The sequence below is a fragment of the Paenibacillus agaridevorans genome (genome assembly GCF_018604145.1).
GTDB classification, from domain to species: domain Bacteria; phylum Bacillota; class Bacilli; order Paenibacillales; family Paenibacillaceae; genus Pristimantibacillus; species Pristimantibacillus agaridevorans.
On sequence record NZ_CP075889.1, the window covers coordinates 8,512,333 to 8,524,499 of the forward strand.

A 12,167-nucleotide genomic window follows, 5' to 3' on the forward strand; every position below is an offset into this window, starting at 1 on the left:
TAGACCGAACGATTTGAACTCGCATTTTTACCGCAGCAGTACCTGCAGGATTCATCATAGCATGTTCGAAATGGGGAGTTAAAGTCACATAAATCCATATGATCGACATTTTGCGCCATTTCGTTTTTGATTGCAATCCACTATACTGAGGCTAAAGCAGGCAACAACCAAACTTATACCAAAGGATCGTGATCGCACATGGCTAATCTTGCAGCTCTGACTGACACATTCATTGAACAATACGGCGGAAGCGCCGAAGGCATCGCGGTATTCCACGCGCCGGGCCGCGTTAATCTGATCGGCGAGCATACCGACTACAACGGGGGGTACGTGTTCCCGGCAGCATTGACGTTCGGCACGACGCTGCTTATTCGCAAGCGCGAAGACAACAAGCTGGGGCTGGCTACGACGAATTTCCCTTCCTCGGGAACCTTCTCTGTCGAAGGCGTCGAATACGATAAGGCGGACGATTGGATGAACTATCCGAAGGGCATCGTGAACGAGCTGTTGCGGCAAGGAGTAACTTTCGGCAGCGGATACGATATTCTCTATCATGGCGAAATTCCGAACGGCTCGGGCTTGTCCTCCTCGGCTTCCATCGAAGTTGTCACGGCATATGCTCTCCTGTCGATGGAGAACCTGCCGACCGATACGGTAAAGATCGCGTTGCTCTCCCAAAAGTCGGAGAACGAATTCAATGGCGTCAAATCCGGCATCATGGATCAATTCGCGGTTGCGAACGGCAAGAAGGATCACGCGATCCTGCTCATGTGCGACACGCTGGAATACGATCTGGTGCCCTTTCAATCCGGCAGCTACAAGCTGGTCATCGGCAACACGAACAAACGCCGCGGACTGGTAGATTCCAAATACAACGAGCGCCGCGCGCAATGCGAGCAAGCCGTGTCGGACCTCCGCTCCGCGCATCCCGAGCTGGAGCTGCTGGGACAGCTTAGCCTGGAGCAGTTCAACGCTTCCAAGTCGCTGATCAAGGATGATCTTATCCGCAACCGCGCCGAACACGTCATGGAAGAGATCGACCGGGTCCTGAGATCGATGGACGCGCTTAAGAGCAATGACCTGGCCGCGTTCGGCCAATTGATGAACGAATCGCATGACTCGCTGCGAGATCTATACGAAGTAACCGGCGCAGAGCTCGACGCAATGGTAGACGCGGCGCGTGGCGTAGATGGCGTGCTGGGCTCCAGGATGACGGGCGCGGGCTTCGGAGGCTGTACGGTGTCCCTCGTACACGAGGACAGCATCGAGCGCTTCCAGGAGGAAGTTGGGCGAAAGTATACGGAAGCGACGGGACTGACGGCGGACTTCTATGTCTGCAGCATCGGCAACGGCGTCGAACGCCTTCAATAGGAAACATAATACGAACTTATAGTACAAGTTCAAAAAGTCCGGTTTTCAGCACCGAGAAGATTGGATGAGGGTAGAAACTGAGGAGCGGAGCGTAGTGGAAGCTACGTGAGCACCGGAGGTTTCGCCTGAATTCAATATTTGATGTCGAGTAAGCTTCCTGGCATACTTCGTGATCAAAAGCGGACTTTTTGAACTACCAATAACGAGAAAGAAGGGATATACATGGCAGTATTGGTAACCGGAGGAGCGGGCTATATCGGCTCTCACGCCGTTGCGGCGCTCCAGGAACGCGGAGAAGACATCGTTGTCGTGGATAATCTGCAGCAAGGCCACAAGGGAGCGCTGCTCGGCGGCAAGCTCTACGTCGGCGATCTGAGAGACGCGGACTTCCTGGACACGGTGTTTAAGGAGAACGAGATCGACGCCGTCATTCACTTCGCGGCGAACTCTCTCGTCGGCGAAAGCATGAAGCTGCCGGGCAAGTATTACCATAATAACGTGTACGGAACGTTGTGTCTGCTGGAAAAGATGAATGAATACGGCGTCAAGCGCATCGTATTCTCGTCGACGGCCGCGACCTATGGCGAACCGGAGAGCGTGCCGATCGACGAATACGATCGTACGCTTCCGACTAATGCTTATGGCGAAACGAAACTGGCGATGGAGAAAATGATGAAGTGGTTCGACGTCGCGCACGACATCAAATATATCTCGCTCCGCTACTTCAATGCTGCCGGCGCTCATGACAGCGGCCGAATCGGCGAGGATCACCACCCGGAGACGCATCTGGTGCCGATCGTGCTGGAAGCCGCGCTGGGCAAACGTCCGCATATCTCCGTATTCGGCGACGACTACGCGACGGAGGACGGCACATGCGTGCGCGACTACATCCATGTCAGCGACCTGGCCGACGCCCACTTGCTGGCCGTAGACCGTCTGCGCGGCGGAGCCGACAGCGCCGTCTACAACCTCGGCAATGGGCAAGGCTTCTCTGTCAAGCAAGTGATCGAGATTGCCCGCTCCGTGACGGGCAAAGAGATCAATGCCGTTATCGAGCCAAGACGCGCGGGAGATCCTGCCGTGCTGGTCGCTTCCTCGGACCGGGCTCGCAAGGAGCTGGGCTGGAATCCGACCCGCAGCAATCTCGAAAACATTATCGGCAGCGCCTGGAGCTGGCATCAGTCCAATCCCGAGGGCTACGACGACAAGAAATAGACCCGGCCCCATAAGGGGTAGTTAAAAGCCGGAGGAGCGAGAGGAGCTGCAATAGCATGACGTTGCAACAAACGGCCGCGCTTGCCAAAGAAGAGGCGTTATCAAACATCGAGAAGCTCCTGGCGTTCGCGCTGGGCAAAGGAATGCTGGAGCGGGAGGATCTTGCCTACGCGCGCAACGCGCTGCTGGATCTGTTCCGGTTCACCGAGCCGGCGGAAGCGACGGGCGGCGATCAAGGCGAGCCTGCGGAAAGTCCGGTAGAGCTGCTGGAGCCGTTGCTCGACTATGGTGTCGCGATCGGTCTTATCCCGGACAATACGCTCACTCAGCGGGATCTGCTCGACGCCCGGATCATGGGCTTGCTGATGCCAAGACCGTCGGAGACGACGTCGGCATTTCGCGCGAGGGCAAGCCAGGAAGGCATTGCTGCCGCTACGGACGCCTTCTACGCGTTGAACATCGACAGCAACTATATTCGAATGGACCGCATTCGGAAAAATCAGTATTGGCTGCACGGAACGCCATATGGCGAGCTGGAGATGACGATCAACCTGTCGAAGCCGGAGAAGGACCCCAAGGAGATCGCGCTGCTCAAGACGCTGCCGCAAGCCCATTATCCAAAGTGCCTTCTATGTGCCGAGAATGTCGGTTATGCGGGACGCCCGGATCACCCGGCAAGACAGAATCTTCGGATCATACCCATGACGTTGCAGAACGAGGCATGGTTTTTCCAGTATTCGCCCTACGTGTATTACAACGAACACAGCATCGTATTTAAAGGCGAGCACGAACCGATGGCCGTTACCCATTCTTCGTTCGCACGGCTGCTGGACTTCGTCGAGCAATTCCCGCATTACTTCATCGGATCTAACGCCGATCTGCCAATCGTGGGCGGTTCTATCTTAAGCCATGACCATTTCCAGGCGGGACGCCATGTCTTCCCGATGGAAGCCGCGCCGATCGAGGCCAGATACGCCGATGGCTCGGACAATGGAGTGACATACGGCATCGTGCAATGGCCGATGTCCGTGCTTCGCCTGCAAGGCTCCTCCAAGGCGGCCGTGCATGCGGCGGGCTGCCGTATTCTGGATCTGTGGAAGGGCTACAGCGACCCGTCGGCGGAAGTGCTTGCGTTTTCGGAAGCAGCGGACGGCACCCGTATTCCGCATAATACCATTACGCCGATCGCTCGGCTCAAGGACAACGGCGACTACGAGCTTGATCTGGTGTTGCGCAATAACCGCACGAGCGAAGAGCATCCGGGAGGCATCTTCCACCCGCACAGCCATCTCCACCATATCAAAAAAGAAAATATCGGCTTGATCGAAGTCATGGGACTGGCCGTCCTCCCGGGACGTCTGAAGGACGAGCTGGAAGCAATCGCAAGCCTGCTTACCCCCGAGGCGACCGAAAAAGCCTCCGACCTGCGGAGTGCCGGACACAAGCTGGCTCATCACGCGGAATGGGCGGATCGTCTCGTACAGAAATACGGCAGCTTGCTGTCGCAGAAAGAAGCTGCCGCCATCGTCCGTTCGGAGACGGGCGACAAATTCCTCGACGTGCTTAAGGACGCAGGCGTCTTCAAGCGAACGGATGAGGGGGCCAAGGCGTTCCGGACCTTCCTCGAAGCATCCGGGCTGAAATCGCAATAACGCAGATGTGCCATAAGATATAAACAATAGCCTTCCTTGTCGAATGTTGTAATAACATTTACGGGAAGGTTTATTGTTGTGTTAAACAAGACTTTATGGTATTTTTTATATAATAAATATTTTTTATTGTAATAATATTAGATATGCGTAGGATGTGCTAATGAATATTAATATTGGAGGTCCAACATGGCTGAGAAGATGTTGCCGCTTGACGAATTTCTGGAATTAACGACGGATGAACAGGTTGAAAAGCTAAAGCGCTGGAAGATGGACTATACGCTTAAAGATATCCGGGAGGCTTGGAATTTCAAGCATTCCGCCCAATATTACATGCTGCTCAAGAAGCTTCGCATCTACGAGCGGGTCGTAAACAAGTCCGACAAGTTCTACCCTGCCCAAGAACAGCTCATGAACAGACAGAACCAGGAAGGCGAGCTTGGCTGGAGATCCCAGTCGGCGGCGAAGCTCCCATCGGACAGCTTCGATTACCATCTTAATACGACGCTCACCGGAGCCGAGCTTGCGGACAAGCTTGAGCGCCTGGCACACTTCCTGAAGGGCGAGCGCAAAAACATCTCGATCAAGCTGTCCATCGGCGCAGCAGAGCCCGAGTCGACGGAAGAAGAAGCCGAAGATTAAGAGGACTGCGGTTCGGCAATAAGGCACCCATATAAAAAGGTTGGACAAGAAAACGCAAGTTTTCCGTCCAACCTTTTTGTGTACCTGCTTTTCAGGAACGCAGCGAGCGGGAAATAGCAAGGAAGAATTCGGATGAATTGGAGTTAAACAACAAAAGATCGTATCTAAGCTTCATACCCGAGCTTTTGGGAAGCGATCAAAGCCGCGTCGCGAACATGTTGCGAGATTTCCGGGAGCATCTCCTGCTTGAATCTGTGCATGGCGCCGGAGACGCTGATCGCGCCGATCGGACGGCCATGCATATCGAACACCGGCGCCGCAACGCAGCGAGCTCCTTCGACGATTTCTTCGTCGTCCAGCGCATAACCTTGCTTGCGGGTAAGCTCCAGCTCCGACAACAATTGCTCCACTGTACGAATCGTATTAGGAGTAATAACCGGCAGGCCCCATGTGTCGACCAGTTCACGCACCGACGCCTCCGGGATATGAGCGGCAATTGCTTTTCCCATCGCTGTGGCGTGAAAGGGCGAGCGGGAACCGATCGTATCGGTCATTCTTAGCGCATGCGTGCTTTCAACGATTTCGATGTACAGCACCTGGTTATCCACCAAGACGCCCAAATTGACGGTATCGCCATATAGCTCGGACAATGTCTTCATTTCCGCCAATGCGGCAGTACGGAGCGTGTTTCGTTCGAGTAGATTTCGGGTCAGCATGAGCTGCTTGTAGCCAAGGCAGTATTTGCCGTCCTCATCGCTGCGGCTGATGAATCCCCGATTTTCCAAGGTAAGAATAATGCGGAAGGTGGACGATTTGGGCTGCTCGAGAAGATTAGTAATCTCGATCAGGCTAAGCGAACCGTGCTCCGAGAGCAGTTCCAGCAAATCAAGCGCCTTATCTATCGATTGAATCGTATACCGCTCATTTTTAACCTCAATTTCTTTACTCAACTGATACTACCTCCGTTTGCCGCTATATGCTTATTATCCTGTCAAAGCGCCAGCTTGGCCAAAGCGCGATCCGCCGCTTGTATAGTCGTTTCGATATCCTCTTCGTTATGAACGGTAGAAATATACCATAATCCGCTGGGGCGCACAAGTACGCCTTCCTCCAGCATCAGCTCGGCAAATCGGCTGTATTTGGCGGCATCGCGCTTATTGAAGGTGTCGAAGTCTTCGACCTGCTTCTCCTCCGTAAACATGAAATGGAAGACGGGGCCCGCCTGGTTGATAAGTCCTTGGATGCCATGTTTATTCAATAGCTCGCGGAGGCCGGCTACTAATCTGTTGAACAATTGCTCCATTCGCGGAAAGCTGCTTCCGTTGTCCTTGCCAAGCTCGCGCAGAACGGCGAGAGCTGCGGACGTGGCGGCAAAATTGCCGTTCAACGTGCCCAGATGGCCTACGGTGCCATTTTCGATCAGCGCCATAATGTCGGCTTTGCCGGCAACGCCGCTAATTGCGAAGCCGCCTCCCAGCGCCTTGCCTATCGTGACCAGGTCTGGTTTCAAGCCCAGTTTGCCGTGAGCTCCGCCAAGGCCCAGCCTGAATCCGGTAATGACCTCATCCATAATCATAACGATGCCGCTTTGCTCCGTCAGCTCGCGTATGCGTTCCAAATAACCGGCTTTCGGCCCAATACAACCGTTATTGCACATGATAGGTTCCGTAATAACCGCAGCGATGCTGTCCTTTTCCTTGGCAATCAGCGCTTCGAAAGCTTCGATGTCATTCCAAGGCAGCATAATAATGTCCTGCAGGCTGTTCTCGCTCTGACCTCCTGTTCCGGGAGGAGCGGAAGCCATAAAACTTTGGGCGGCGGAGGATTGCTTCATATCCGGGCTCAAGAAGGAAGTGAATATCGCATCGGACCAGCCGTGGAAATGACCATGGAACCGGACGACTTTCGTTCTGCCGGTATACGCTCTGGACAATCGAAGCGCCAGCATGACGGCTTCGGTGCCCGAGCCGCTTAGCGCGACTTTGTCGGCGCACGGAAGCAACTCGGTCAGCAGCTTCGCCAGTTTAATCTCGCCATCATGCTGCAATCCGTAAGTGAATCCGCGTTTCGTTGCTTCATTCATCGCCTCTGCCATCGCGGGATGGGCATGACCAAGGATGAGCGGACCATAAGCAAGCAAGTAATCGATATATTCATTGCCGTCAACGTCGCGTACTCGGGAACCGCTTCCCGACTCCGCGAATAGCGGCGTCGGCTTCATAGAAGCGCGAAGTGTCGAGGCCACGCCTCCCGCCAAATATTTTTGGGATTCGAGCAGCATTTGCTTGGATTTCTCTACATTTAATGACAACAGGATTCCTCCCTTTAATTATAGTATTGAACTACCTTTGCATAAACCTCGGTTGGGGCTCGGGATCGAAAGGATATATCGGCTTGGATACGCGCTCATAATGAAAATGCTCGAGATTGGCGCTGCAGCAGCCTGGAGTATCAACGTATATGACAGATTTGGCGAATGCGCCGAATGCCGTTTGCCAAGCGATTGCGGATTTGACGACGATTATTTTGAAGTCATCCGGCCAAAGCCCGGCATAGCGAATATGGCCCAGATCCCATGGCGCCACGCGTTTCTCCGTTAGGACGATAGTTAGTTGTCCGCACTCGACAACCGCTGTTTTGCCCATGAAAGCAAGCTGTCCCGTCATATACGCGCCGACGTGGCGATATTGGCCGTCGAACAGCAAGCGGATCTTCCCGGTTACTTCGACGGGTTCGCCATGTAAGGGATTGCTCTTGCCACCGACCGGACCTTGGAAGATCGAGCCGACGCCGAGCTCGAATGCGATGCTTGACGCTTGTTCGTCCCTAATTACGATTAATGCCCTCTCCCGGATACCGACCAATTGTCGGAGAGTATGAGTGGCGTCCGCAGGCGCTCCGCCTCCGACATTATCCGAGCCTTCCACAAGAATGACGGGGCCTGACGATTCTGCAAGCGCGGCTGCGATTGCTTCGTCGGGGGACAGGTGGTCAAGGCCGAAGCTTTCCTTCAGATTGATGGTTAGCTGAACCAGTTCGGCCGCATAACGATCCGCCAGTTGCTGATCGTTGTCGGCGGTTACGATAAAGGACATACCCGCATCCGGGACATCGCTGTATGGAAACCCGCCCGCGACGGTTACGTTCAAAACTCGCGGATCCGATTCGATTTCGAAGGCGCGGTCCATTATTGTTTTCATACTTCCGGTTTCGGTCATCATCGCTTGCGGAACGACGAGCATGCCCGTGTGGCCATAGGATCGGGTTGGCCTGATTTCTTCCCGTATATATCGAACAAGCAGATCGAACGCTTCTTCCGCCCTTTCGTGCATATCGACATGAGGATAAGTATCGTAGCCGACAATGACATCGGCAAGCCGAACCATATCTTTGCTCACATTGCCGTGAAGATCTATGGTCATGGCGATCGGCAGCCTGTCGCCAAGCTTCGCCCTCAGCCGTCTGAGGCATTCGCCTTCCAGATCGTCATACTGCTCGGACGCCATCGCTCCATGCATAATGAGCACGAGGCCGGATATATCGCTGTCAATGGAATCCACGACATTGTTGATCAGAACGTCGGCTGCCGCCGCTTCCACCATGCCGCTTGGCGTAGCTGCGGTATATAAGCCGGGCGTCAGCTCGACGCCATGCCGCTTGGCCGCATCGATAACGCCGCCCATTGAAGTGCGGGTGCCGCCATAGCGAAGAAGAAAGGCGTCAAGTCCGTTGACGCTCTCGCTCTTGAAATGCTCAAGTCCGGTCATTCCGGGAGCAAATGTATTCGTTTCATGGAGAATTCCGGCAACCGCAATTCGCAGGGTCATTCGGCTTCCCCTCGGATCGAGCGGACGTAGGCGATTACGTCGATCTCGACCAAATAATTGCCAATGCCGCTTTGCACCGAGGTGCGCGCAGGGAACGGCCGATTCATTATTTTCTCATACGTTTGATTGTACCCGGGGAAATCTTCCAGATGCGATACAATTGCGTTTGTTTTCACGACATGATCGAGCGTTAAGTTTGCAGCCTTCAATATCGTTTCGATATTGCGCAAGCATTGCTCCGTTTGTTCCTCGATCGTATGGCCGACTACCTGGCGCGTCTTTGGATCGACGCCAACCTGGCCTGATACGTATACGAAATCGCCGGCGCGCAGCGCTTGCGAGAACGGAAGGGGAAATTCGGGTGCGTCGCTTGTATGAATTTGTTGGGACATCGTGCATCTCTCCTTAAGTTTTGGATTACTTCTACAGCCTTGCTTCCGCTACCATGCGGTTGGTCAGCTTGCCTAACTTCTCGATTTCAACGGTAACGATATCGCCGTCCTTCAGCCATGCTTGCTTTGCTTCGGGGTATCCGAGCACTACGCCTTCCGGGGTTCCGGTTAAAATGATGTCTCCCGGCGCGAGCGTCATATATTGCGAAATATAGCTGACAATCTCGTCGCAATGGAAAATCATATCGGCGGTATTGGAGTTTTGTCTGATCTCTCCGTTGACGGTGCAGCGAATTTCCAGATCATTCGGATTTCCAGTCTCATCGGCGGTGACCAAATAAGGGCCAAGCGGACTGAAGCCGTCGCAGGACTTGCCTGTCAGCCATTGCGATGTACGAAGCTGCAGATCGCGGGCGGATAAGTCATTGACGCAAGCATAACCGAATACGTAATCAAGCGCGCTGTCTTTGTCCACATACTTGGCTTCCTTGCCGATGACGATGACAAGCTCCGCTTCGTAGTCCACTTTCGAGGAGACCCTGGGCAGAGCGACGTCATGTCCATGACCGGTCAGCGTGTTGTTGAATTTGTTAAACAGAATCGGGAATTGCGGAATAGGCGCATTTGTTTCTTCCGCGTGCTTGCGGTAGTTTAGTCCGACGCAAATGATTTTGTTAGGATGTGTTACGCAAGGTCCCAGCGTTAGCTTCGTCTCGTCCAGGAATAGAGCGGAACGCTCGGAAGCTTCGAGCGCTTGATCGACAAGCTTGCGGAGCTTGTCGATCGAGTCATCGCCGCCTGCAATCGCTTCCATGACGGTGGCGGGGATGTTGGCGTCCTGCCGGCCGAGCGCGTCGATTGCTTGCGAGACGTCCAGCACCCCTTGCGACGTGGCGATTCCAAGCTTCTGCAGGCCATCTTGATTAAAAGTTAGCAGTTTCATAGTATCCTCCCATTCGGCATAAAAACATTTGTTTTGCTATTTTGAAACCAAGGTTTTATAATCAAAACATATCACACCCGTTTCGGGTTGTAAATCCTATTTGTTTCAACCTATTCGTTTCAACTTATCAGGAGGGGCTTATGCGACTTTTAAATCAACATGCTCTCGTGACAGGCGGTTCCAGCGGCATTGGCCAGGCTATTGCGTACAGATTTGCGCGCGAAGGCGCAAGGGTGACAGTGTCAGGAAATGAACGTAACGCATTGGAGGAAACGGTGCAGTCCATTTTCGATTTCGGAGGCAAGGCGATAGCCGTATTGGCCGATGTTCGGAGCAAGGCGGATGTTGAGCGGATGGCAGCGGAGGCTGTTGCGGCTTTCGGACCGATCGATACGCTGGTCAATAGTGCCGGAGTTTGCAAGCCCGCGCCTTTCCTTGATATTGAGGAAGCGGATTGGGATTTGCACATCGACGTTAACTTGAAAGGGACGTTTCTGTGCGCGCAGGCCGTCGCTCGGGAAATGATAAAGCAAGGCAGAGGCTCGATTATTCATATATCCAGCGTTAACGGCTTGGCCGCTGAAGGGGATCAAGTGCATTATAACGCTTCGAAAGCCGGAATCAATTCGCTTACAATGTCCATGGCGCTGGAGTTGGCGCCGCATGGCATCAGGGTGAACGGAATTTGTCCGGGATTTATACATACGCGGCTGACCCAGCCCCTAATCGATAATCCGCAGGCGATCGAGCCATATTTGAAGACGATTCCATTGGGCAGGATAGGGAATCCCGAGGAAATAGCCGCCGCTGCGTTGTACCTTGCTTCGGACGATTCCTCCTATATGACAGGGCATTCGATGGTAGTTGACGGAGGCCAGTTTATAAAGCTGTCTTCCGTTTAAAAAAAAGATTATATCCATGGCTTGGGGGGAAGAGCGAGGATGAAAGTTATCGTTAACGCAAAAGTCGTTACACCGCACGGCTTGATTGACGAGGGAGTCGTTTGGTTCGATCAAGGACGAATTGTCGCTTGCGGCGAGGCACGCGATCTGACGCCGTCTGCGGATGCGGAGCTGATTGATGCCGAAGGACTGTATGTAGCTCCGGGGTTTGTCGACATTCATTGTCATGGCGGCGGCGGCCACTGGTCCTTCGAGAATCCTGCCGCGTTTGCCCGCTTTCACTTGAATTACGGTACGACGTCCATTTTGCCAACCTTCTCTTATAATGAATCGGAGGAGCAGATAGCGGAGGGGCTGCGCAGGATACTGCAAGCGCAGTTGGATATAAAAGCTTACGGCCGCTCGATAGCAGGGATTCATATGGAAGGGCCTTATATTAATCCTAAGTACGGGGCGATTACATCCCCGATTCGTCCGGTGAATCCGGCGGAGTACCGGGAGATTCTCGAAATGGCGGGCGAGCAAATCAAAGTATGGACGCTGGCACCCGAGCTGGAGGGGCAGAGGCAATTTATGGAGGAGGCCTCGCGCTATGGCATCGCATTTTCGGTCGGCCATTCGGAAGCTGCTGCGGAGACGGTGCTGGACTGTGTGCCATACGGACTTCGCATCGGCTGCCATTGTACAAATGCAAGCGGCACCACGCCGTCGCCCTCCCGCTATGCCGGAACGAGGGAGGTCGGTGTCGATGAAGCGGTCTTGCTCAGCGACGAGATATATGCCGAGGTTATTCCCGACAGCGAAGGCCGTCACGTTCGTCCGCTAATGCTCAAGTTTATCCTGAAGGCCAAAGGGGCGGATAAAGTTATCATTATTACGGATGCGATGGACGGAACCGGCATAAGTGACGCTTCTGTCGACGTCAATCTTATCGAGAAAACCGAATTTTCTCCAGCCCAGGCTGCGGACTATATGCTGGGCGGCAGTTTGCTTACGATGGATCGCGCCGTATATAACATGAAACGTCACACGGGCGTCGGCATGGCCGATCTGTTCAAGATGGCGTCTCTGAACCCCGCGAAGGTTATTGGAATCGATCATGAAGCGGGAAGCCTGGAGAAGGGGAAGCGGGCCAATTTGATTTTTGTAACCGAAGACATTCAAGTCCGCAAAGTGTTCCTCGACGGCGAATTGGTTCATGTCCACAATCAGTGAGGAGTGACAAG

At 53.8% G+C, this 12,167-nt stretch carries 11 protein-coding genes; 6 read left to right on the forward strand and 5 right to left on the reverse strand.

Features of this window, described 5'->3' with window-relative positions:
- Positions 1 to 198: 198 nt before the first annotated feature.
- The 4 genes from KJW29_RS34010 to KJW29_RS34025 all read left to right on the forward strand — a co-directional run bounded on the left by KJW29_RS34010 (position 199) and on the right by KJW29_RS34025 (position 4,877).
- A complete protein-coding gene (locus KJW29_RS34010) occupies positions 199 to 1,371 on the forward strand; it encodes a galactokinase (protein ID WP_087572572.1) in 1,173 nt (390 codons plus the stop codon).
- Between the two features lie 222 nt (positions 1,372 to 1,593).
- Positions 1,594 to 2,586, forward strand: a complete 993-nt coding sequence (galE, locus tag KJW29_RS34015; RefSeq protein WP_087572573.1) for a UDP-glucose 4-epimerase GalE — start codon at positions 1,594 to 1,596, stop codon at positions 2,584 to 2,586.
- A gap of 56 nt (positions 2,587 to 2,642) precedes the next feature.
- Positions 2,643 to 4,238 (forward strand): UDP-glucose--hexose-1-phosphate uridylyltransferase, encoded by a 1,596-nt coding sequence (locus KJW29_RS34020; RefSeq protein WP_214627955.1) that lies wholly within the window; start codon positions 2,643 to 2,645, stop codon positions 4,236 to 4,238.
- Positions 4,239 to 4,424: 186 nt separating this feature from the next.
- Entirely contained in the window at positions 4,425 to 4,877 is a 453-nt protein-coding gene (locus KJW29_RS34025) for a hypothetical protein (protein WP_214627956.1), read from the forward strand.
- Between the two features lie 164 nt (positions 4,878 to 5,041).
- On the opposite strand, the gene KJW29_RS34030 is transcribed toward KJW29_RS34025, so the two are convergent.
- Genes KJW29_RS34030 through KJW29_RS34050 form a run of 5 tightly spaced genes read right to left on the reverse strand, consistent with a single transcriptional unit; the run spans position 5,042 to position 10,039 of the window.
- The gene (locus KJW29_RS34030; RefSeq protein WP_214627957.1) at positions 5,042 to 5,827 is read right to left on the reverse strand and encodes an IclR family transcriptional regulator; all 786 of its coding nucleotides are present in this window, start codon (positions 5,825 to 5,827) and stop codon (positions 5,042 to 5,044) included.
- Between the two features lie 41 nt (positions 5,828 to 5,868).
- Positions 5,869 to 7,188 carry an aspartate aminotransferase family protein gene (locus tag KJW29_RS34035; RefSeq protein WP_246608494.1) on the reverse strand — a complete coding sequence of 440 codons (1,320 nt, stop codon included), beginning with the start codon at positions 7,186 to 7,188 and terminating at the stop codon, positions 5,869 to 5,871.
- Between the two features lie 31 nt (positions 7,189 to 7,219).
- Positions 7,220 to 8,704, reverse strand: a complete 1,485-nt coding sequence (locus KJW29_RS34040; protein WP_246608495.1) for a M81 family metallopeptidase — start codon at positions 8,702 to 8,704, stop codon at positions 7,220 to 7,222.
- Entirely contained in the window at positions 8,701 to 9,096 is a 396-nt protein-coding gene (locus tag KJW29_RS34045; RefSeq protein ID WP_087572577.1) for a RidA family protein, read from the reverse strand. The genes KJW29_RS34040 and KJW29_RS34045 overlap by 4 nt, the downstream gene beginning before the upstream one ends.
- A gap of 31 nt (positions 9,097 to 9,127) precedes the next feature.
- Entirely contained in the window at positions 9,128 to 10,039 is a 912-nt protein-coding gene (locus KJW29_RS34050) for a fumarylacetoacetate hydrolase family protein (protein WP_214627958.1), read from the reverse strand.
- Positions 10,040 to 10,179: 140 nt separating this feature from the next.
- Here KJW29_RS34050 and KJW29_RS34055 point away from each other — a divergent pair, with 140 nt between their 5' ends.
- Positions 10,180 to 10,941, forward strand: a complete 762-nt coding sequence (locus KJW29_RS34055; protein ID WP_214627959.1) for an SDR family NAD(P)-dependent oxidoreductase — start codon at positions 10,180 to 10,182, stop codon at positions 10,939 to 10,941.
- 39 nt (positions 10,942 to 10,980) lie between these two features.
- Positions 10,981 to 12,156, forward strand: a complete 1,176-nt coding sequence (locus KJW29_RS34060; protein WP_214627960.1) for an N-acetylglucosamine-6-phosphate deacetylase — start codon at positions 10,981 to 10,983, stop codon at positions 12,154 to 12,156.
- Positions 12,157 to 12,167 lie beyond the last annotated feature (11 nt).